Source organism: Chryseobacterium sp. Leaf404, from assembly GCF_001424145.1.
Classification (GTDB): domain Bacteria; phylum Bacteroidota; class Bacteroidia; order Flavobacteriales; family Weeksellaceae; genus Chryseobacterium.
In genome coordinates this window covers 358,893-381,224 of record NZ_LMQM01000001.1, presented here as the reverse complement: position 1 = coordinate 381,224, position 22,332 = coordinate 358,893, and the positions used below count along the sequence as shown (strand labels likewise).

23 protein-coding genes are annotated in these 22,332 nt (G+C 35.6%); 11 read left to right on the top strand and 12 right to left on the bottom strand.

Going from position 1 to position 22,332, the window contains the following annotated elements; translation table 11 throughout:
* Positions 1-156: 156 nt before the first annotated feature.
* Entirely contained in the window at positions 157-681 is a 525-nt protein-coding gene (locus ASG31_RS01775) for a hypothetical protein (RefSeq protein ID WP_056027248.1), read from the bottom strand.
* A gap of 289 nt (positions 682-970) precedes the next feature.
* On the opposite strand from ASG31_RS01775, the gene ASG31_RS01770 reads away from it, so the two are divergent.
* From ASG31_RS01770 to ASG31_RS01760, 3 genes are all read left to right on the top strand, one after another.
* A complete protein-coding gene (locus ASG31_RS01770) occupies positions 971-1,165 on the top strand; it encodes a DUF4177 domain-containing protein (RefSeq protein WP_056027245.1) in 195 nt (64 codons plus the stop codon).
* A gap of 26 nt (positions 1,166-1,191) precedes the next feature.
* A complete protein-coding gene (locus ASG31_RS01765; RefSeq protein ID WP_056027242.1) occupies positions 1,192-1,887 on the top strand; it encodes a pseudouridine synthase in 696 nt (231 codons plus the stop codon).
* 428 nt (positions 1,888-2,315) lie between these two features.
* Entirely contained in the window at positions 2,316-3,353 is a 1,038-nt protein-coding gene (locus ASG31_RS01760; protein ID WP_056027239.1) for a quinone-dependent dihydroorotate dehydrogenase, read from the top strand.
* 115 nt (positions 3,354-3,468) lie between these two features.
* Here the strand turns inward: ASG31_RS01760 and ASG31_RS01755 are convergent, their stop codons facing one another.
* Complete coding sequence (locus tag ASG31_RS01755; RefSeq protein WP_056028035.1) at positions 3,469-4,713, bottom strand: DUF445 domain-containing protein; 1,245 nt, start codon at positions 4,711-4,713, stop codon at positions 3,469-3,471.
* Between the two features lie 299 nt (positions 4,714-5,012).
* Here ASG31_RS01755 and msrB point away from each other — a divergent pair, with 299 nt between their 5' ends.
* Both msrB and ASG31_RS01745 read left to right on the top strand, forming a co-directional pair.
* Complete coding sequence (gene msrB, locus ASG31_RS01750; protein WP_082504406.1) at positions 5,013-5,462, top strand: peptide-methionine (R)-S-oxide reductase MsrB; 450 nt, start codon at positions 5,013-5,015, stop codon at positions 5,460-5,462.
* A gap of 118 nt (positions 5,463-5,580) precedes the next feature.
* Positions 5,581-6,339 (top strand): murein L,D-transpeptidase catalytic domain family protein, encoded by a 759-nt coding sequence (locus ASG31_RS01745; RefSeq protein ID WP_056027233.1) that lies wholly within the window; start codon positions 5,581-5,583, stop codon positions 6,337-6,339.
* A 134-nt stretch (positions 6,340-6,473) separates the two neighbouring features.
* On the opposite strand, the gene ASG31_RS01740 is transcribed toward ASG31_RS01745, so the two are convergent.
* Positions 6,474-7,070 (bottom strand): superoxide dismutase, encoded by a 597-nt coding sequence (locus ASG31_RS01740; protein ID WP_056027230.1) that lies wholly within the window; start codon positions 7,068-7,070, stop codon positions 6,474-6,476.
* Positions 7,071-7,235: 165 nt separating this feature from the next.
* Positions 7,236-9,125 (bottom strand): transcription termination factor Rho, encoded by a 1,890-nt coding sequence (gene rho, locus ASG31_RS01735; protein ID WP_056027228.1) that lies wholly within the window; start codon positions 9,123-9,125, stop codon positions 7,236-7,238.
* A gap of 144 nt (positions 9,126-9,269) precedes the next feature.
* Here rho and ASG31_RS01730 point away from each other — a divergent pair, with 144 nt between their 5' ends.
* From ASG31_RS01730 to ASG31_RS01710, 5 genes are all read left to right on the top strand, one after another.
* Positions 9,270-9,659: a DUF4293 family protein gene (locus ASG31_RS01730; RefSeq protein WP_056027225.1), complete on the top strand. Its 390-nt coding sequence runs from the start codon at positions 9,270-9,272 to the stop codon at positions 9,657-9,659.
* 144 nt (positions 9,660-9,803) lie between these two features.
* Entirely contained in the window at positions 9,804-10,727 is a 924-nt protein-coding gene (locus ASG31_RS01725) for a M28 family peptidase (protein WP_056027222.1), read from the top strand.
* A 51-nt stretch (positions 10,728-10,778) separates the two neighbouring features.
* Entirely contained in the window at positions 10,779-12,608 is a 1,830-nt protein-coding gene (locus ASG31_RS01720) for an ABC transporter ATP-binding protein (RefSeq protein WP_056027220.1), read from the top strand.
* Positions 12,609-12,733: 125 nt separating this feature from the next.
* Complete coding sequence (locus ASG31_RS01715; protein WP_056027217.1) at positions 12,734-13,081, top strand: DUF1801 domain-containing protein; 348 nt, start codon at positions 12,734-12,736, stop codon at positions 13,079-13,081.
* 14 nt (positions 13,082-13,095) lie between these two features.
* Positions 13,096-13,353 carry a hypothetical protein gene (locus ASG31_RS01710; RefSeq protein WP_056027214.1) on the top strand — a complete coding sequence of 86 codons (258 nt, stop codon included), beginning with the start codon at positions 13,096-13,098 and terminating at the stop codon, positions 13,351-13,353.
* A 580-nt stretch (positions 13,354-13,933) separates the two neighbouring features.
* On the opposite strand, the gene ASG31_RS01705 is transcribed toward ASG31_RS01710, so the two are convergent.
* The 5 genes from ASG31_RS01705 to ASG31_RS01685 all read right to left on the bottom strand — a co-directional run bounded on the left by ASG31_RS01705 (position 13,934) and on the right by ASG31_RS01685 (position 18,581).
* Positions 13,934-14,329: a hypothetical protein gene (locus ASG31_RS01705; RefSeq protein WP_056027212.1), complete on the bottom strand. Its 396-nt coding sequence runs from the start codon at positions 14,327-14,329 to the stop codon at positions 13,934-13,936.
* Positions 14,330-14,478: 149 nt separating this feature from the next.
* Positions 14,479-15,936, bottom strand: a complete 1,458-nt coding sequence (locus tag ASG31_RS01700) for a serine hydrolase (RefSeq protein WP_056027209.1) — start codon at positions 15,934-15,936, stop codon at positions 14,479-14,481.
* 168 nt (positions 15,937-16,104) lie between these two features.
* Complete coding sequence (locus ASG31_RS01695) at positions 16,105-16,371, bottom strand: hypothetical protein (protein WP_056027206.1); 267 nt, start codon at positions 16,369-16,371, stop codon at positions 16,105-16,107.
* 197 nt (positions 16,372-16,568) lie between these two features.
* A complete protein-coding gene (locus ASG31_RS01690; RefSeq protein ID WP_056027204.1) occupies positions 16,569-17,582 on the bottom strand; it encodes a TlpA family protein disulfide reductase in 1,014 nt (337 codons plus the stop codon).
* Between the two features lie 243 nt (positions 17,583-17,825).
* Complete coding sequence (locus ASG31_RS01685; protein WP_056027201.1) at positions 17,826-18,581, bottom strand: DUF7003 family protein; 756 nt, start codon at positions 18,579-18,581, stop codon at positions 17,826-17,828.
* A 284-nt stretch (positions 18,582-18,865) separates the two neighbouring features.
* On the opposite strand from ASG31_RS01685, the gene xerA reads away from it, so the two are divergent.
* Entirely contained in the window at positions 18,866-19,690 is an 825-nt protein-coding gene (xerA, locus tag ASG31_RS01680) for a site-specific tyrosine recombinase/integron integrase (protein WP_056027198.1), read from the top strand.
* A 356-nt stretch (positions 19,691-20,046) separates the two neighbouring features.
* On the opposite strand, the gene ASG31_RS01675 is transcribed toward xerA, so the two are convergent.
* The 3 genes from ASG31_RS01675 to ASG31_RS01665 form a co-directional block, all read right to left on the bottom strand.
* Positions 20,047-20,700: a phosphatidylserine decarboxylase family protein gene (locus ASG31_RS01675; RefSeq protein WP_056027196.1), complete on the bottom strand. Its 654-nt coding sequence runs from the start codon at positions 20,698-20,700 to the stop codon at positions 20,047-20,049.
* A gap of 138 nt (positions 20,701-20,838) precedes the next feature.
* The gene (locus ASG31_RS01670) at positions 20,839-21,711 is read right to left on the bottom strand and encodes a phosphatidate cytidylyltransferase (protein ID WP_056027193.1); all 873 of its coding nucleotides are present in this window, start codon (positions 21,709-21,711) and stop codon (positions 20,839-20,841) included.
* Positions 21,712-21,736: 25 nt separating this feature from the next.
* Positions 21,737-22,315, bottom strand: a complete 579-nt coding sequence (locus tag ASG31_RS01665; protein ID WP_056027189.1) for an LUD domain-containing protein — start codon at positions 22,313-22,315, stop codon at positions 21,737-21,739.
* Between the last annotated feature and the right edge of the window lie 17 nt (positions 22,316-22,332).

Sequence of the window (22,332 nt, the reverse complement as noted above, 5' to 3'; positions counted from 1 at the left end):
AACCTATGAGGTTTGGTATTGGTTGTCATTACAAAACGGGTTTCAGTTTTAGACAAAAAAACCTAACGGGTTTCGAAAACCCCGTTAGGTTTAGATCATGCAATATTTTAATAAGGAATAAAAAAAGCATTTTAAAAAAAACGCTTTACATTATTTTTAGAAATTATAACTTAATCCGACGCCGTTTCCGCCAATCTCAAGTTTGTAAAATCTGCTGGCATGCGTATTTTGAGATTCGTTACCTTTTCTGTCAGCTTCATTCTGGGTGTTAACTGCATTTTTAAGATTTTTAGAAGAACCAATCGCAAATGGAATGGCAATACCAATTAATCCAACGCCGGCACCCACTAATCCCCAGCCGCCTTTTGCCTGTTCTTTAATAACCACACCGTTTTGCACAGTTTTTTTTCCGCTGATCGCCGTAGCCAGTCCCCATCCGACTAATCCGCCGCCCATCACTCCAAAAACCTGAGAAACAGCATTGTTGGTACGTGATTTTTTTATGTAAGCCAACGCTTCCTGATTTGTAAAAACAGTTTTGTATTCCGATGCCTTATATTTCTGGTTTCCCTTGATGAAAAATTCTCTGCCTGTTTTGCCTAAACTCAAAGTATCTGTCGTTTGGGAAAAAAGATTCGATGACAACAGCAATGCAAATAATATTAAACTGAAGTTTTTCATAATTTTATTTTTTTGCAATGATAAATAAAATAATCAATTATCAGTAATGATAAGATGTTAATTTTTATCATCTGATGGAGATTTGTAATTCTTCTGTTTTGAGTTATGAAAAAGCTTTTAGTGTAGAATCTGAGAAGTGTTTAAAGAATAGGAGGATTTAACTAAATAAGTAGTTACACTCTTAAACTTATGAATAAAAATACAAAATCTAACAGGTTTCAAAAACCCGTTAGGTTTATATCTCAATTTCAAAAAATTATTTTAAATTAGATTAAAATAGAAATGTATTATGAAAAAAAGATTCGAGTACAAAACAGTTATTATTGAACCGAAGGGGTTTTGGGGAACCAAATATGATCCTGTTGAAATTGATAAAATTTTAAATCAACACGGAAGTGAAGGCTGGGAATTGGTGGTCGCAGAAAGCAGGGATTACGGAGGAACCTTTTATGGTGTTATTTATACTTTTAAAAGAGAGTTGTAAAACTAATTTATCCTTAGTTTTGCGGAATGTTAGAAATTCTGTATCGCGACGAACATCTTATTGCCATCAACAAACCCAGCGGACTCTTGGTTCATAAATCTTTCTATTCCGGAGAGGCAGACACTTACGCGATTCAGGAACTGAGAAAACAGATCGGACAAAAAGTGTATCCTGTTCACCGTTTAGACAGAAAAACTTCCGGAGTTCTGCTTTTCACTTTAGATAAAGACACTTTGCGACAGATGAGCACTCAGTTTGAAGAGAAAAAGGTTGAAAAGCGATACATCGCCATTCTTCGTGGCTGGACGAAAGATGAAGAAACCATCGATTACGATTTGGTGAATGAAAATGAAATTAAGCAGAGCGCGGTTACATATTATCGCCGGTTACAGACTTCAGAAATAGATTTGCCTTTTCTAAAACATCAGACCTCAAGATACTGTTTGGTAGAAGCAATTCCAGAGACGGGCAGATTTCATCAGTTAAGAAAGCATCTTAAACATATTCTGCATCCCATTTTAGGCTGCAGGAAACACGGCTGCAACAAACAAAACAAACTCTGGCTTGAAACATTTGGCATCAGCAAAATGACGCTTCACGCGCATCAGTTGGCTTTCACTCATCCGATTTCCAACGAAAAAATCACCTTAAACGCAACTGTTGACGAAGATTTCAAAAGAGTAGGGGATATTCTGAAACTCGATTTGAGTGCATATCTTTAATTGTAACAAAATTTTCGTCAGTTCGAGTGTTTTTCGTAATGAAATGGAGAAAAATGTATCGAGAACATCGCGCAAACTTCTCGATACACTCCGCTTTGCTACGTTACTCGAAGTGACGAATTTTCAGCAGTAGCTTTTTTAACGCAAAGTTTTATATTCATTTTTACAACCTCAAGGAGCAAAGAATGATCAGCAAGTTGATCAGCAAGCTAACATTCACGCTTCGTGAAGCAAATTTTATTAGCCTTTACCTCTTAAAATAAAAAGTTTGATAATGAGCTTTGCGATAGATTCTCATGCAAATTTTACAGATAGTGCAGTTTTCCATAACTCGTAAAAAAATTCGTAAAATTCATATTCGAAAAAAAGTATCCTACATCAATAATACGTTAATTTTAAAATGATTATTTTTGTAAAACTTTTTTTCAATGTACAAATCGCTCATTCGCCCGATTCTTTTCAAATTTGATCCCGAAGAAGTACACCACTTTACTTTTTCGATGCTTAAAAATTTCGGATTTCTTACCAAATTATTCCTCCCAAAACCTATCGCGGATAAACGTCTTGAAAGAGAAGTTTTTGGATTGAAATTTAAAAATCCGGTTGGATTGGCGGCTGGTTTTGATAAGAATGCAGTTTTATTCAATGAGCTAGGCGATTTAGGTTTCGGATTTGTAGAGATTGGAACAGTAACACCAAAAGCACAGACTGGAAATCCTAAGAAAAGACTATTCCGTCTCATCGAAGATGGTGGAATCATCAATAGAATGGGTTTCAATAATGATGGTTTGCAGGCAGCAGTTGAAAAACTGAAAGGCAACAAAGGAAAAATCATCATCGGTGGAAACATCGGAAAAAACACCAATACAACTCCCGAAAAATACACTCAGGATTATCTCGACTGCTTCGAAGGTCTTCATCCTTACGTAGATTATTTTGTGCTGAATGTGAGTTGTCCCAACGTTGGCAGCCACGCAAAACTGGAAGATGTGGAGTATCTGCGTGAATTAATCACTGAAGTAAAGAAAATCAATCAGACAAAGCCTACTCAAAAACCAATTCTTCTGAAAATCGCTCCGGATTTAAATAATCAACAGCTTGACGAAATTATCGAACTGATTGCAGACACAAAAATCGATGGAATTGTGGTTTCAAATACATCAGTCAACAGAGAGGGTTTGAAAACGTCCGCAGAAACTTTAGCAGAAATAGGAAACGGTGGTTTGAGCGGAAAACCAATTCGAGAAAGAAGTACAGCGATGATTAAATATCTATCGGATAAAAGCAACCGTGCTTTCCCAATCATCGGAGTGGGCGGAATTCACTCTGCAAAAGATGCGATTGAAAAACTGGACGCAGGCGCAAGCTTAGTTCAGTTGTATACAGGATTTATTTACGAAGGTCCACAATTGATTAACGATATTAACAAAGAAATTTTGACGAGAGCCAGTAGAATTTCCAGATAAATAAAATATTAAAAAGTATGAAAGCAAAATCGATGAGGTTTTGTTTTTTTTTCATTGTTAAGGCAAAATTAAACTGATTTTAATCTGCAAAATTTGCTCGATCTGCGAGAGAATTTTAAATAAAAAAATGCGAAATCGTATAAATAATCAATCCTACCAATCCACCAACCAAAGTTCCGTTCACACGAATAAATTGCAGGTCTTTACCAACTTCCAATTCAAGTTTTTCACTCAGTTCTTTGCCCTGCCAATTTCCGACAGTTGAGCTGATGAGGTTTCCGGCTTGATGCGTGTTTTTCAGAATATATTTGTATGCCGTTACCCGTACCCAATTATCAATTTTGTTCTGAAGTTTTTCGTCGGTTTTTAAGTTTTCAGAAAACTCGTTAAGGTTTTTGGTGATGTATTTTTTTAATGAAGAATCTTCTTCCTGAAGTTCTGTAGTCAACGTTTTTTTGATGGAAACCCAGATGTCGTTGGAATATTCATCAAGTTTTTCAGTACTGAGAAAGTTATTTTTAATGCTTTTAAACTCATCAATCCACTTTGGATCTTCTTTTAAATCATTTGAAAATTCATAGATTTTTTCTGTAATTAAAGTTCTGATTTCGTGATTCGTATCTTGCTCTATTTCAAGGAAAAAATCTGAAAGCCCGCTTGCAATTTTCTCGGCGATCTTCTTATCTACAAACGAAGGGATGAAAGTGTAGCTTCCTTTTTTCACCCTTTCTTTAATCATCTCATCATTTTCAATCAAATATTCTTTGATCTGTTTTGAGAGGTTGGTCACAATTTTCTGATGATCATTTTTGTCTAAAAGATAAATAATTCCGTTTCCTAAAATTTTATTCAATTGAATATCATCCGTCATTTCGCTTACTTTTTTAATGATAAAACGGCTGACTTCAGCATCATTCAATTTATTCAAAATATCCATAATAATATCCGAAAGATTTTTAATTAAAGCTTCCTGATTTCTATCTTTCGTAAGCCATTCTCCTACAAAATTTGAGATCTTAATTTTCTGAATATAAGGACGAATGGTCTGGGGCGAAAGGAAATTGGAAACCACAAAACTTCCCAGATTATCGCCCAATTTTTCTTTACTGTTTTCAATCAGATTTGTATGCGGAATCGGCAACCCGAGCGGATGACGGAAAAGGGCAGTCACTGCAAACCAGTCTGCCAAAGCGCCCACCATCGCTGCTTCAGAAAAAGCACGAACGTAGCCTATCCAATGAGAATCGTGGGTTTTCTGTAAAATCGTGGTGAAAATAAAGATGACTGCCATCAAAACAAAAAGTCCTGTGGCAAAAGCCTTGTATTTATTGAGTTGTTTTCTTTTTAGTTCATCATTCATATCCTCAAATTTAGTAAATTTGGTATTGTATTTTACCACAAAAGTCACAAAAGGTTTTGTTTTGGTTTTAAGTTAAAGCGTTGAGGCTGAATAAGCAAATAAGTCTTTACATAATTTAATGTTTAAATCTTAATACTTCGGACTTCATTTTTAGGTGAAAATTTGTTCAGAATTATCAATTTTAACTTTTACATTTGTTGAACTTTAAAATCGAATCATCACAACATCACACTTAGAAAAAAAGACTTTTGTGACTTTTATTGTTAAATATTTGCGTTACTAATATTAAATTAAATCTTATGCAAGACCAAGCAAAAAACAATCCATATTACTCAAGAACAGAAACTGAAAAACTGAATATTTCCAATGATGAATGGAGGAAAATTCTCGCACCGGATTTGTATGCAATTGCCCGTGAAGCCGCCACAGAAAGACCTTTTACAGGAAAATACAATGAGTTTGATGAGCTCGGAGAATATTACTGTGCTGTTTGTGGGAATCATCTTTTCCGTTCCAACCAGAAATTTATGAGCAGCTGCGGATGGCCAAGTTTTTTTGAAGCTGATAAAAATGGAGTAAAATATAATCGCGATTCTTCTCACGGTATGGAAAGAATAGAAGTTGTTTGCAAACGTTGTGATTCTCATTTGGGTCATGTTTTCAATGACGGGCCGGCTCCCACAGGTACGCGATACTGCATGAACTCTGTAAGTCTGGAGTTTGTAGGTGATTCAGAATCTGGAAAATAATTCACTTTTTCCGGTTGTTAATATTTCTTAAATTGAGTTAAACTATTCCAATCTTAAGTATTTGATAATTATGTTTTTATAATTTTGTAGTCCTAATTATAATTTAACATAATATTGAATGAAGTTATTGTATAGTGTATTAAGTGTAGTGTATGTAGTGACGACCTCGTTTTATCTTTCTCCAACAGATAAAAAAGAAAATTTTAAAATGAGTGAAGAAAACAAATCTGAAAAGATTGTTAATCTGAAATCATCAGAAAAAGCTGAAACATCAACTTCCGAAAAACTTTACAAATCTATTGCTTTCGCGCCCGAACATGAATTGAATTTTGAAGTGTTCTCCAAAGCGCTGACGGGTTTTGAAAATATGAAAAAAGCGGGTCTACTTGATGAAAATTCACATTTTCTTACTGTTTGCGATTTTTCTATGTCATCCAATAGCAAAAGGCTTTGGGTGATTGATCTGAACGATAAGAAAGTGCTGTTTAATTCTCTGGTAGCCCACGGAAAAAACACTGGCGAAGAATTTGCCACTAATTTTTCAAATACCGACAGTTCTTTACAAAGCAGCATGGGTTTTTATATCACTGATGCCACTTACAACGGTGGAAACGGATATTCTTTGAAGCTTTTAGGAATGGATAAAGGCTTTAATGATGCGGCTTACAGAAGAGCCATTGTGATGCACGGAGCAGATTATGTAAGTGAAGATTTTGCTGCAGCGCACAAAAGAATTGGTAGGAGCTGGGGTTGCCCTGCGGTTCCGAGAGATTTGACTCAGCCGATCATCAATACGATCAAAGGAAGAAATCTTCTTTTTATTTATTATCCTGATCAGAATTATCTTTCAAAATCAGAATGGCTGAATAAGGCTTAAAATCTGTAGCATCTTGCTTTTAGCTTAAAATAATTCTTATTTAAAGTTGAGATTAATTTGGTGATAAAATGAAAATTTTAAAATAAAAGGTTCAGAAAATTATTTCTGAACCTTTTTTTATGAGTAGTTGAAGATTATTTATTGAATAATTCTTCTACTTTATCCCAATTTACAACAGAGAAAAACGCTGCAACGTAATCAGGTCTTCTGTTCTGGTAGTTTAAATAATAAGCGTGCTCCCAAACATCTAATCCTAAAACGGGAGTTCCTTTAATGTCTGCAACCGGCATCAATGGGTTATCCTGATTTGGAGTAGAAGTTACAGAAACAGAACCGTCTTCATTCTTAACCAACCAAGCCCATCCAGATCCGAATCTTGTTTTAGCAGCTTCAGAAAAATCAGTTTTAAATTTTTCTAATCCACCATAGTTTTCAATTGCGTTTCTTACCAATCCTACAGGCTCATTGCTTCCGCCAGGAGTAAGAATTTCCCAGAATAGAGAGTGGTTAAAATGTCCACCTCCGTTATTTCGTACTGCAGGTTTGTCTGTTCCTGTTTTGCAGATTTCTTCGATAGATTTGTCTGCAAGTTCAGTTCCTTCAATTGCTTTATTTAAATTGTCGATATACGCCTGGTGGTGCTTAGAGTGGTGAATCTCCATTGTTTTTGCATCAATAGTTGGCTCTAAAGCATCGTAAGCATAACCTAATTGTGGTAATTCAAATGACATAATTATATTTTTTAATGTTATTAACCAAATTTAGCCAATATTTAAGCCATTATCAAAAATTACGGATTATTTTAATAAATCTTTAACATTGATGATTTGACTTGTGGAGATAAAAAAAGCACAAACTTTTTGAGTATGCGCTTTAAATATTTTTTAAACTGAAATTTATCTGTTCATCGACATCAGGAATTCTTCATTGCTGATCGTTCCTTTAATGTTTTTATTCACAAAATCCATCGCTTCCACAGGATTCATTTCAGAAAGGAATTTTCTGAAGATCCACATTCTCTGCGAAGTGTTTTCGTCTAAAAGAAGATCATCACGACGGGTGCTTGATGCCACCAAATCAATCGCGGGATAAATTCTTCTGTTGGCAATTTTTCTGTCTAACTGAAGCTCCATGTTTCCTGTACCTTTAAATTCTTCAAAGATTACTTCATCCATTTTAGAACCTGTATCAATCAAAGCTGTAGCGATAATCGTTAAAGAACCTCCTCCCTCAATCTTTCTTGCAGCACCGAAGAATCTTTTCGGCTTGTGAAGTGCATTGGCGTCTACACCTCCGGAAAGCACCTTTCCTGAAGCTGGGGTTACGGTATTGTAAGCTCTTGCTAATCTGGTAATCGAATCTAAAAGAATCACAACATCATGACCGCATTCTACCATTCTCTGAGCTTTCGCTAAAACCAAATTGGCCACTTTCACGTGTTTGTCTGCCGCTTCGTCAAATGTAGAGGCGATTACTTCCGCATTCACACTTCTTTCCATATCTGTAACTTCTTCCGGACGTTCGTCTATCAAAAGTACCATCATATAAACTTCCGGGTGATTGTCTGCAATTGAATTGGCAATGTCTTTCAGCAACATTGTTTTACCCGTTTTTGGCTGGGCAACAATCATGGCTCTCTGTCCTTTACCGATAGGTGCAAAAAGATCTACAATCCTTGTGGAGATGGTAGCACCTTTTCCTGCTAAATTAAATTTTTCTTCAGGGAAAAGCGGCGTAAGGTATTCAAAGGACACACGGTCTTTAATGAATGCCAAATCTCTACCGTTAACTTCTGTAGGTTTTAAAAGAGAAAAGTATTTTTCACCTTCTTTAGGTAATCTCACGATACCTTTTACGTTGTCACCTGTTTTAAGACCGAAATTTCTGATCTGTGCTGTAGAAACATACACATCATCCGGTGAAGAAATGTAAGAGAAATCTGCTGAACGTAAAAATCCATAGTTGTCTGGCAGAATTTCCAAAACGCCTTCGATGCTTACCATCCCGTCAAAACTGAATTCTTTTTTCTGCTCCACAACTTCTTCAGGTCTTTCCTGATTTCTGTTGTGATGCTGATTATTCTGATTCTGGTTTTGCTGCTGCTGATTTGAGTTTTGACCTTGATTCTGCTGCTGATTAGGATTTTGATTCCTTTGCTGATTTTGCCCTTTAGAATGTTGAGGGTGTACAGGTCTTTTTGGTCTTTCCTCCTGCGGTTGCTGTTGCGTGTTCTGCTGAGGAGTTTTTGTCTGAGAAACTTCTGTGGTTTCTTCCGGAGTGTTCTCAACATTTTGAGAGTCATTATTTTCGGTAGGAAGTCTCCTTCTTTTTTTCTTATTTGCCGGGTTGTTTGCTGGTTCTTCAGGAGCATTTACCTGTTGTGGAACTTCAGCTCTTGGGGCAGTTTGCGCCGCTGGCTCTTCGGCAGTACGCACTTTTGTTTCTTCTTCCACTTTCTCAGAATCTGCTTTGGCAGCTATGGGTGTTTTAGGCTTAGCGGGAGTTTTTTTTGCTGCAGGCTTTTTGGCGGGAGCTTTTACTGGCTTTTCTGCGGCTGCATCTGCAGTTTCTGCTGGTGTACTTTGTATAGAGGTACTGTCTGTAGTATTATCGTTGGTGGTGTTGAAATAATCTTTAGCCACTTTGGGATTTGATGCCTGAAAGTCGAGTACTGCAAAGATTTTATCATTATCTGTGCTGTTTCTTGCAACTTTAACGCCTAAATCTTTTAGAATTTTAGCCAACTCCGTTACGGATTTTGACCTTAACGTTTCTATGTTAAACATATGCTATGAAAAAATGTAAATTATTGTAAGTAAGAAAAGTAAGTCCGGTGACTTTGGTTTTCAAGGGTAATTGTATGTTGCAAATCTACACTTATTTTTGAATTGTGCAAAATTTATGTTATTTTTGCCCTGATTTTAAAGTTTATGCTACAGAGAATACAGACCATCTGGATATTACTTGCTACCATAGCACCTGTTTTTTTATTTATTACAGGTCAGGATGTAGAGGTTTCCCGAACATTTCCATTAATAAAAACGGCATCTGCAATTTTAATTGTAGTGGGTGCTCTGAGTATTTTCAGCTTTAAAAACAGACCGAGACAAATTATGCTGAACAACATCAGCATCGTTATAAACGCTTTGTTGATTGGTGTATTGCTGTACTGGCTGCTAAGTTTACCCGGAGGAATAGATTTTCCTGAGAAGGGTATTGAGCCGATTTTCCCGTTCATTGCTGTAATCTGTCTGGCTATTGCCAACATTTACATCAAAAAAGACGAGAGGCTCGTGAAATCTGTAGACAGACTGCGTTAACCAGACAATGATTTTTTGAGTGAGAACAGCTTTCCTTTTGGAAGGCTGTTTTTTTATGCTAAAATTTTGGTTAAAATTAATAAAGATTCTTAAAATTGAAACAAAACATTTTATCTTGCGTCTAATATCCCCATAAACAGTATTATGAAAAAATTATCAGTTTTAGCTCTGTCGTTTTTTTCGGCATTCAGTTTTGCACAGACTGTAAGTCACGAATCTGTGAAAGCCATTATCAGTACCCTGGCCTCTGACGAAATGAAAGGACGCCTCATTGGAACGCCCGAAAATCAAAATGCAGCAGAATATATTGCAGAACTTTTTAAAGAAAATAAACTTGATTACTGCGTTGGTGATTCTTACCTCGTTCCATTTCAGTACAAGGGCAAAACAGTCTATAATGTTTGCGGAATTAAAAAAGGGGTTTCAGAAAAAATGCTTGGTTTTTCGGGTCATTTTGATCACATCGGAACCAATACCGATAAAGGCGATAATATCTACAACGGAGCAGATGATGACGCCAGCGGAATTACGGCATTGGCAGGAGTTGCAGAATATTTTAAAGATAAAAAGCCACAGTTTTCGATGGTTTTTATGGCTTTTAATGGAGAAGAGGCTGGTCTCTTAGGGTCAACAGCGCTTTCTGCAGATACAGGAATGGAAAAGATTAATAAAAATCTTACTGCACTTTTCAATTTTGAAATGATTGCTACAGAATCTGAGTTTGGTAAAAATGCAATGTTTATGACAGGTGACGGTTTTTCTGATCTGGATGAACTATTCAACAGAAATGCAGTAGGTTCGCTCAAAATCTATCCTGATCCTTATGTGCAGCAGCAGCTGTTTTACAGAAGTGATAATGTGAGTTTTGCAAAGAAAAATATTATTGCACATTCCTTTTCAACAGCGGATATGTCTAAAATAAAACACTACCACGGGGTGAACGATGATATCTCTGTAGTAAACGTCGAAAATATGACCGAAATGATCAATAATTTTGCTAAAACGGTTGAAAAACTGTCTCCGAAAAACTTCAGCCCGAAGTATAATGATAAAGTAAAGTTAAACTAAAAACGTCTTCTATATAAATTCCGTATTTTTGTGGATTAATCTTAATATTTAATGAATTATTATAAAAGGGCAATAGACAACATTCTTCCTTATAAAAAATCTATTGCAGCAGGTATTTTTTTCAACATTCTCTACGCCATTTTCAACATTGTTGCCATGCTCTTCTTCATGCCGGTGCTGAATATTCTATTTGATAAAGAAGGGCAGAAGGTAGAGGCAAAGCCTGTTTACGAAGGTATAGAATCTGCAGGATCTTATTTAAAAGACAGTTTTAATTATTTTATACAGCAACTCGAGATCGAAAAGGGCGCAGAATACATTCTGCTGATTACGTGTGTGCTGTTTATTTCAATGTTTTTTCTCAGAAATATTTTCAGTTACCTGTCAGAATTTTATCTAACGTTTTCAAGAACCGGTGTTTCCAGAGATTTCAGAATAAAACTCCACGATAAAATTTTAGATCTTCCGGTTTCATTTTTTACAAACTCCAGAAAAGGAGATGTTTTTGCAAGAATTACATCTGACGTGGGCGAGGTAGAATCTAATATTCTGAACAGTTTAATAGACATCATAAGATCCCCTATTGTGATTATTATTACAATGTCTTATCTGCTGTACTCCAATTTTCAGCTTACAATTTTCACCCTTGTTGTGTTTCCGGTAATGGGAACTTTAATTTCCATCATCGGTAAAAGTCTGAAGAAAGATACCGGTGAGGCACAGCAGGAACTTGGGAAAATGTATTCATTTATTGATGAAACACTGGTGGGCCTTAAGATTATTAAAATTTTTGATGCTTCACCCCAAATCAAGAAAAGATTTGATGATGTTTTAAATAAAATAAGATTTCTTTCACTGAGATTATTCAAGAAAAAAGCACTGGCATCGCCTGTAAGTGAGCTTTTAGGAGCCATCACTATTGGGATGATTGTCTATTTCGGTGGCCGTCTTGCCATTAAAGGTGAAGGCCTTACCGGAAGTGAATTTATCACCTATATAGCCTTGTTTTATACTATTTTACAACCATTGAAATCTTTATCTTCGGCAATATCTAATATTCAGAAAGGCGAAGTTTCGGCGAAAAGAATCTTTGATATCCTTGATGCAGATTACATTATAAAAGAAGAAACAGATGCCAAAGAAATTACCGGCTTTACCTCAAACGTTGAATTTAAAAATATCACGTTCGGTTACGAAGACAGAGATGTTCTGAAAGATTTTTCGTTGACGATACCGAAGGGAAAAACTGTTGCTTTGGTAGGCCAGAGCGGAAGTGGAAAAAGTACACTTGCCAACCTGATTACCAGATTTTACGACGTAAATAACGGCGAAGTACTCCTGGATGGCGAAAACATCAAAAACATTAAACTTTCCAACTACAGAAAGCTTTTCGGACTGGTTACTCAGGATAATATCCTGTTTAACGATTCTATCCGAAATAATATTTCACTGGGAACGCCCAATGCAAGCCTTGAAGCAGTGCAGGAAGCGGCAAAAATCGCCAATGCCCACGATTTTATTATGGATTTGCCAAACCAGTATGATACAAGTATTGGTGAAGCAGGAGGGAAGCTGTCTGGCGGACAGAAACAGCGGATTTCCATCGCAAGGGCGGTGCTCAAAAATCCACCGATTATGATTTTGGATGAAGCCACCTCAGCCTTAGATACAGAATCCGAAAGATTTGTGCAGGATGCGTTAGAAAAGATGATGCAAAACCGTACATCCCTCGTTATTGCCCACCGTTTATCAACCATTCAAAAGGCCGACTGGATCGTGGTGATGGAGAAAGGAAAGATTATCGAGCAGGGAAATCATCAGGATCTGATGGAGAAAAAAGGAATGTACAATAAGCTTGTTGAACTGCAGAATTTTGACTGATTACAATAACATCAGGGCATAGTGCAAATAACAGGGAGCAAAATGCTAAGCATGATGAAAAGTAAAACAGCAATGTGCAAAATACAGTCTGCAGAAAGCGTTAGCAATTAGCCAATAATCAGACAATGAATCCATTAGAAGAGTATTATTTCAGAATCGATGAACCTGAACGGAGTGCTCTTCTTTTTTTGCGCCAGAAAATTCTATCTTCAGATACAGAAAAAATCACCGAAACGCTCAGCTTCGGTTTGCCTTTCTTTAAGTTTAAAAAGAAAATGCTCTGCTATTTCTATTTCAGCAAAAAGCATAGGCAATATTATGTAAGCTTCTACCACGGCGACCGATTAGATCATCCGCTGCTGCTGAGTGAAGGCAGAAAGAAGTTTAAAATTCTGTTGATTGATATGGATGAAGATCTTCCTGTGGAATTGATTTTAAATCTGATTGATGAGGTAAAGAAATTTTTGAAGTAAAATTCAATTCTCAGATGAAAATTTTTGCAAAATATTTTTCTGTTATTTTCGGTGTTTATATAGCATTGTGCTTTTTATTGAAAAAAGAAGAAGCTAATGTTGATGGATTTAACCAGTTCGGATTTCCCTTTGTTTTCTATCGACAGTTTTATGGAAAGTGTACAGAATATAAATATTCAGATTTTATCATGCTTAATCTTTTACTTGATCTAAGCATTGTCGTTATTTTTTCTGTCATTATATTTTCTGTAATGAAGAAAAAGAATCGGTAACCCATGTATTTTTTGACAATTGAAGAATATCTTTAAAACTTTCTGTCGCAAACTTTTGAACATTTGCTTTTGCGGGCGTCTCGCTTGTATCAATCAATAATTTGTAGGGCGACGCTTGTGCCGGAGTGGAGAATTTGTTTTTAAAGATGTTTGTTTGATAAAATGCTCCAAAGTGAGGAGACTTCGCATAGCTGGCGTTCCTCTCCTTGAATTACGCAAAGCAAAAAATACATTTCCAAAAATTCTACCAAAAACAAACCTCTCCTAAATCGCTTTAAAAGAGGTGGGTATTTATCTTATTTTCTGAAAAAATTGGAAAATTAAAGGGTTGTACACCGGTTACCCTTGTTAGCAGAAGTAGTTTTATTTTCCACTCATATTCTGGTCATAAAAATCTGTAAATTTATTTATAAGGTCAGTCGGAAAATTACTGCTAACGTTCCGCGGCTTGGCGCAGTAGCGTCTGCGTGGGACGATTTTTTCTTATTAAGATAAGATTTTCCAGCGGAAAATCGAACGTGATGTTTATTGTGAATTTAGCTATTGCGCCAAACCGTTGTTAACTGCAGTTTTTCACACATTAACTTGACACGTAACACCATAAAACTTTTCTGTTTCCATAATTTATTACTTTTCTTTTCTTTTGCTGTTCAAAGAAAGCCTCCAGTGATTCTTCTTTTTCAGATTGATTTTTTACTAATTCTTTATATAAATCATTCCAATACTTTTCTTCTTTTAATTCTTCATTTGTCAGCGCTACCACAGCAAATATTCTCGGATATTCAAGTTTCATATAGTCAGAAACAATTTCATATTTATATTCTTTGTCTTGATATTTTAAAACTCCATTAAGCGGGCCATCATAAAAGTCATCAAACCATAAAAATGTCAGTTGATTTTCCTCTAAACATTTAATTTCAGGAAGTAATTTTTCTTTAGATTTCTTGAGTTCTTTCAGAGTAATATCGTTGTTCATAAACGTGGGTTGTGAAAATTGCTGCTAACGTTTTGCGGCTTTGCATTCGGGCGGGAAATCAAAGCACAAAAGCGGGTTTTATTACTAATGTTTAATTGAAAAACTGCTGTTGAATTTTGCACTTCAGCCCGCCTGACGCAAAACCCAGGTTAGCGGTTGTTTTTCTCCCTTTCATCATTTTTAATTTTCTGAAGTATGTAAGTCCAGTGAGTGTTCTGCGGATCCAGTTCGAAGGCTTTTTCAAAATATTTCACAGAAACTTTCTCATTCTTATTTCGTCTATAAGTTTCTCCTAAACTTTCATACACAATGGGAGATTTAGGATACTCTTTTAAATTCAGTTCATAGATTTTTATGGCTTCTTTTATTTTATTATTCTTTCTTAACTCATTTCCTAAATAATTGAGTTGATTTTCATTAAAAATAAACGACGTGTCTTTTGATTCTTTAAGCTGTAGATAAAGTTTAATAGCGTCGTGAAATCCATTAGTTTCTATAGTTGCTCTGAGTGTATCCAATAAGGACCAGTTATATTTATATGGGTCAATTCTACGATCAGGCTCAAGGATATACCGACCAATATCAGTTACAGTATTGTTTGAGTTAGATAAAACAACTACTCCAATTTTATTCTTTTTGTCTATTCCCAAAAAAGTTCTGTATCCAGGCATTCCACCATCTTTAAAAAGTAAATATCCGTCCGCATTCACGAGAGTCCAACCCATTGTAGTAAAAGTGTCATCTCCATCTTTTTTTGCCTGTAGGACATGGGTTAATTCCATTGCAGAGAACAGATCTGTTTTAATGAGCCCCAAATTGGCTTCTGCAAAAGTAAGAAGATCATTAACGGTTGAACGTAATGCTCCACCAGCATCAATTGCACCTAAATCAGTTAAGCCGACTTTTGTTCCTGTTTCTGCATGACCTATTGCCAGATTTAATTTTTGTTTTGCTGTTAATGAAATAACGGTATTATTCATTTTTAACGGCCCGCAAATTTTTTCTTTTATTAAAGTTTCAAAATCTTTTTTGGCAGTCAATGTCAATATATTTCCCAATACTCCATAGGCAACGTTTGAATATCTCCATTTTGAATCAATGTCATAAGGCGGTTCAAAATTTGAGACGTATTCGTAAAGTTTATTTACGGTGTAATCGATATATGGCTGATCTAAATTTTTGGGGTCAACATTATAGGGAAAACGAGGCATTCCAGATCTGTGGGTTGCCAGACTGAGCAAAGAAATTTCTTTTCCATTTCTTACAGGCGTTTTTACATTTTTTGGAAGTCCTTTGGAAATAGGGTCATTCAGATTCAGTTGATGCTTTAAACTCATATCTGCCAATAATAAAGACGTGAATACTTTTGTAATTGACCCGATTTCATAAATCGTATTGCCGTCTGGTAGCGTAGAATCGCTGTCGCTTTTTACACCTGCTGCAAATATTTGTCTGCCATTGGCATCAATAATCCCTACAATGATACTTTTGCTTCTCTTACCAGCAACCTCTTGTTTAATGATTGTTTTTATACTGTCAATTGGAATTTGAGCCGAAACAATATTTGTAGCTATGAGCAGGAAAGTGATTATTACATATTTTTTCATTTCTGTCTTTTAAGTAACGGTTAAGGTTGGTTTAATAACCGCTAACGTCCGGCGGCTTCACGTCAGTTGCGGCTTTTGGAACTGAGTACTTTCGGTGACCGAAAACGAAGTTATGGAAAAAAGTAGAACAATTTTGCACTAGAAGGCCACAATTTCGCCAAGCCCATGTTAGCTGGTGTGCATTAACTTCTTTTGCAATTCTCTGATTTCATTTATTAATCTTGGAATATCTTGTTTGGCTTTAGCTATAAAGTCATAATCATTTTCCGTAGCTCCAAAAAGTTCAATATCTCCTACTCCATTTTCTTGACTTCCTGTCATGATAAAATCAGAGCCTGATTCATGATCTCGACCTTCGATATATGCTTTCCATGGTCCAATTTGTGTTTTTTGTTCGCGCTGTTCAATTTCTTTTAATTCTTCTTCTGTCATCATTTTCTTTTAAAATTTCAATCAATTCTTCATTTCATTCTCGCAATCTTGGGCATTACAGCTAACGTTTCGGGGCTTTGCGATGGTGGGGCAATCGAAGCACAAATCTTCAATTTTGCACAAAAGTTGAACCGAAGAACAACTGTTGAACTTTGCAGTTTCGCCCCACTATTGCAAAACCCTTGTTAGCTGCAGCAGCTTTATTCACTTTTATTGGCTTTAAAAAAATCAGTTATTTCTTCGCCGATATAAGTTTGTTCAATTATTCCATCATAATTGATTACATATAAGACTGGAAAAACAGAAATTTTATAACTGTTTTCAATATCTTTTCTGTCTGCAATAATTGGAAATTTGTTAGCTTTATTTTTAAAGTATTTCTGAACTATTTCTTTTGAATCTGTGGTGAAAAAATTAATAAGATTGAGTTTGTTTGATAAATTAAAATCTGAACTATTCATAAAATCAGAAACATCTTTTGATGCTCCGCAACCTGTTGAAGAAAAAAGTAATAAAGTTTTATTTCCGACAAAGTTTTTTTCGGAGAATTCTCTATTTTCGAAATCAATAGCTACAAAATCTGGAGCTTTCGCTCCTTTTTCTAACGGATTTATGTCGATTTTCTCAAAATATTTTAAAGCGTAATTTTTTGGTAGTGAATAATTAAAATCTATTTCATTTTTTGAAAAACGATAGTCCGAAAATTCATAAGTCACAGTTTGTCCAAGTTTATCATCCACAAAACTTTTTCTTTCAAATTTCGACACTAAATTTTTTTGAGAAATATAGATGTTATATTCTACTTTGATTGTTTTTTCTTGATATTTTCTTGTGCTTTCAATGTAAGAGAAATGCGAAAATTTTTCTTTGTTAATAAGAACTTCATCTACAAAATTCCAATTTAGATTGAGAAGGAAATTCGGACCATATTGAACAAGGTGAGAATTTTGAATTTGTTCAGTTTGATTTTTAATTTCCTCAAACTGGTATTCTGTCTTTTCATTATTTTTTATTCTTTTGTATTCTCCATTTTTGAAAATTTCTTCATCATTTCCTGTTTTACTGAAAAAATCAAAATTTTTGCTTTTGTAATTATTTACAATATAAAAAGTGGTGAATTTATTTATTTCATCAGTTTCGGGGATGGGATAATATGCTGTAGTATTGAAACTTAATGAATTGTGACTATTAATTTTTTTTCTTGCTTTCTCCAAACTAAAATTGCTTGCAGATAAATAAGTTGAAGAAAAAATAAGAAAAAAGGTGAAGATTATTTTATTCTTTATAGTGTTGTTTTACGTGGTTTCAGCTAACGTTTCGGGGCTTTGCGTTCGGGCGGGAAATCGAAGCACAAAAGCTGGTATTATTACTAAAGTTCAATTGAAAAACTGCTGTTGAATTTTGTACTTCAGCCCGCCTGACGCAAAACCCTTGTTAGCTGTGGTTGTTTTTCGCTGTTATAAATGTCCGGATTCCCAATTTTTCCAACTATTATTTGGTTTTTGTGTGGGTTTCCAATTTGTTACATTTTTAGTTGTCAAAATCTTTGCAATCAATTGGTAAGTTTCTTGTCGGCTTGGTGGATTTGTTTTGTCGTAAGCACTTACAAAATGGAACTCGTCAATTGTCATAAGTTTTGGAATGTCTTTAGGAATATGCTTCCGAATTTCCTCTTCAGTCGCACTGATTAGCGCTGGATTTGTTTCGTGTAAATATCTGATAAAGTCTCCAAAACCTATAAGGTTTTTAGGATTGTCATAATCTCGAATATCAATTCCTAATTTTTCATAATTTTGATAGTTGTTGTCAAATTGAACAATATTATCTCGGATTTTAATTTCTTTGATATTTTGTCCAATTAATTCAAATGTTTCCATTTCTTCGCCATCTTTGTTTTCAATCCTTTCAAATTCTGTTGGGTCAATTAGGATTATATTATTTGCATTTGTAATATAATTCCGTTCAGGATATTTGTCAATTGGATAATCAATACAGTTTCCAATATAATTTAATTCTATTTCCGCAGAAGTTCCTCGATTTTGATAACCGCTTTTTTCAAAAACTACAATCCATCTTGTTGAATCTGCGTATAAATGAATTCTGTTTCCTGCGGTCTCACAGTAACCGTGTTCAAGGTCAAGAAAAAAGTTGTATTTGATATCTTCTGGTTGTCCACTTGGATAATATTTACTTGGTTCTCCGTTAAAAGCCAAGTCCAACTGTTATTTTTTTGTCATTTAGTTTATTTTTCACTGTTCCCGAACAAGAGATTAAAAGGAGTAATATTATTATGGGTAGTCGTTTCATACAATCACAGCTAACTTTCAAATTTACGCATTGCGTCAATCCAACCTATATATCTTTCGCAAAGCAATTTTTGGTGGTAAATTGTATTTTGGCTTTTATTAATTGAATATAAGTTATTTGTGAAATAATTTATTCAAAAATATTTTTTGGATTGACGAATGTTTTGTAGTTTTGATAAAAACACAGTACAATGAAATATTCGCAAATTTTCAGACAGAAATTAGAGGTTGCGCGTTACAGCGAATCTACAATCAAAACATATCTCTCTACTTTAGCAACATTTTTCAGAACTTTAAATGGGATAAGTATAGAAAATGTGGATGAAGCTGCGGTAGAAAAGTATCTTTACAATGAGATTAAAGAAAAGAATATTTCACAATCATTCCAAAAGCATATTCTGGGAAGTATAAAGTTGTTTTATGAGGTGATGTTTAACAGGAAAATGTCCCTTTCTCACCTTTATCCCAAGAGGGTAGAGCACTCCCTTCCCAAGTACCTCAGCAAGGAGGATATACTCAAAATGATCAGCCTTACAGAAAATCTTAAGCACAAATCTATGATCAGTCTTCTGTACGGTTGTGGCCTCAGAGTAAGCGAGTTGATTCATTTGAAGATTAAAGATATCGATTCAAAATCGGGAACAATATCGGTTATTCACTCTAAAGGAAAGAAAGATCGCTATGTGATGCTTCCACAATCTGTTTTGCCGTTACTTAGAGAGTATTTTGTAAAGTATTCGCCGAAAACATTTCTGTTCGAAGGAAATGATCATGAAAATTATTCACCAAGAAGTGTTCAGCAGATAGTGAAGCAGGCTGCGGTACGTGCAAAAATACAGAAGACAGTAACGCCTCACATTCTGCGGCACAGTTTTGCGACGCATCTTATAGAAAACGGAACAGACATCCGCTACATTCAGGAGCTTCTGGGGCACAACAGCGTCGTCACTACACAGATTTATACCCATATAACAGATCTTAAGATAAGAAAAATTCAAAGTCCGCTCGATCTTTAATTTGTATGAATTCCATCCTTTCTGGCTCTCTTAAGATCATCAGAACCGCTTTTCCGCTTGGCTTCCGGCATTTTTTAAATGTAAGAAAAGTACTTTCACCATTGCGGTCTTTTTCAGGATAAAAAAAATCAGTTTTGTATGATATTCTGATGCATGAACTATACAGAAAGTATTGTGTTTAAAATTTTGTTCTGCTCAAAAAAGTCTCATCCTGCAGACCCACAAAACCAAAGAGTTAGGTATATTCAAAAAAAATCAGAGCCCGTAAACCCTGATTTTGCTTATTTAAATTGAATATTACATTATTCATCAATCGTCTATCATCAATCGTCTTCCATCTTCCCGCTTCCATCATCCTAATCCCTCATCTTCGCAATCACATCAATTCCTCCTTTGGTTTTGTCACCAATCCTGCAGATGATTTCGGTATCCATGGGGAGGAAAATATCCATTCTTGAGCCGAATTTGATGAAACCGAATTCGTGTCCGGCTTTTGCGCTATCGCCTTCATTACAGTAGAATACGATTCTTCTTGCTACATACCCTGCAATCTGTCTGAAAACGACTTTATGTTTGGTTAAACTTTCCACGGCAACGGTAGTTCTTTCGTTTTCTGTGGAAGACTTTTCATGCCAGGCAACAAGATATTTTCCGGGATGGTATTTTTTGTAGATTACATTTCCTGATACCGGAAATCGGCAGATGTGTACATTTAGTGGCGACATAAAAATAGAAATCTGTATGCAGGCTTCTTTTAAAAACTCTGTCTCTACCACCTCTTTTATCATCACCACTTTGCCGTCCACAGGAGCGATCACATTTTCCACATGATCCTGAATGTCCCTGTTTGGAACTCTGAAAAACCAGAAAACCAATCCGTAAATAACAAGAAGAGGAATGATGATGATCAGAGACAACATTTCAAGAAAATATATTGAAACACCGGCAACAGCAATAAATACAATGCTGGCTACTGCAATGGTGCCTTTGGATTCCTTGTGTAATTTCATAAGAAGATTTTATTTTTTTTTACAATATGCAACCGCTTAATCTCAATTGATTTTTATACGTGGCGATTTCGCAGGTAGATTTTTTTATTAAAGTTTAAATATCACTAAATCCAATTGCATTTAATGATGATCTGGGTTTTAAATGAATCTTTCGATTACAAAGTACAAATATACAACAGGTGCACAAATTAAAAAACTGTCAAGCCTGTCTAAAATGCCACCATGCCCGGGAATAATATTTCCGCTGTCTTTCACGCCGAAGGTTCTTTTAAGCTGACTTTCCACCAAATCTCCCAAAGGGGCAAATGAGGCTACTAAAAAGCCTACCACCATCCAGTTTCCGCGAAGCTGTGGCTGATATTTTTCTACAAAATAGGAGAGTACCAAAGTTAAAACCACACCTCCAATGTAGCCTTCCCATGTTTTCTTCGGAGAAATTTTAGGAGCCATCTTATGTTTCCCGAAAAGCCTTCCTGCGATATAGGCAAAGGTATCGCTGCTCCAGATGAGGATGAAAAGAAAAATTACTTCCAGAGAAAAAGTCTGTTCATACGTTGAGAATTTTGGAAGTCCCAATGCGAAACAGAAGGGCAGGGCAACGTAAATGACCGTAAAAATGAGTTTGCCGCTGTCAAAATAAAGTTCAGATGCAAATTTGAATAAGGTAACCGCTGCAATTCCCACCAAAGCAATGGCAAGAATATCAGAAAGCCGGAAATCAAAATAAAATCCGTGCTGGAAGTATCTTTTGGAGAAAATATAAAAAATAACAGCTACTACCGGAAAAACAATCCATTTTTCGTAGCCGTTCCCAAATTTCATCATCCTGATGCATTCCCAGGTTCCTACAGTTAAAAGCAAAGTAATCAACCCAAAGTAAATATGTTGCTGCTGTACAAGTTCAGGAGAAATGCTGTTGATAAGCTGCGCACCGAAAGGGGTGGTACACAGAATAATGACTGCGATATAAACGATTCCCGAAAGGGTTCTCTGAATAAGATTTTTGTCCAAGATTTTCTGAGTTTACAGTTCTGCTTCAGTCTTCAAGAAGAAGCAGGAAAAGTTTATTGTTTGGAGCCGTTGCATCCAGTTTATTCTGACCTCCGCTGATGGACGTAAGATTTTTGATGTTTCCGTTTCTTTTGATTTTTCCCATAGCATCATTGAGATTACTTACGATTTGGGAGACATTTGCCATGATGATGATTTTCTCCGGCAGTTTAGAAGAGTGATAATGCAGAATGTTATTGGCTGAGAGCATAATTCTGCCGTCAAAAGCAATAAGGTATTCACAGGTGATGAAAGCGGCGTCGTTTCCGTGCTGCAGTTGCGAAGTGTAATCGGTCTTTACTACATTGAGAAAATTTTGCAGGTCTTTGTCACAACAGAAAATATTGTTGACTCCCTCAATCTTCACAATCTGATTAAGGGTCTGTAATGCTTCGGCTTCGTCTGCGCAATAATTGAAAAATCCACCCGAGTGGGTAAAGAGCTGTGCAAACTTATAGTCCAGATCTGCATTTTTCAGCGAATCTCCCAGTTTTTCCAAACTCTGCTTTTCATCATTTTCTGGCTGGTTGGTAAGTTTGCTTACAATTTTCTTGAATAAACTCAACTTAATTTATTTTTAGT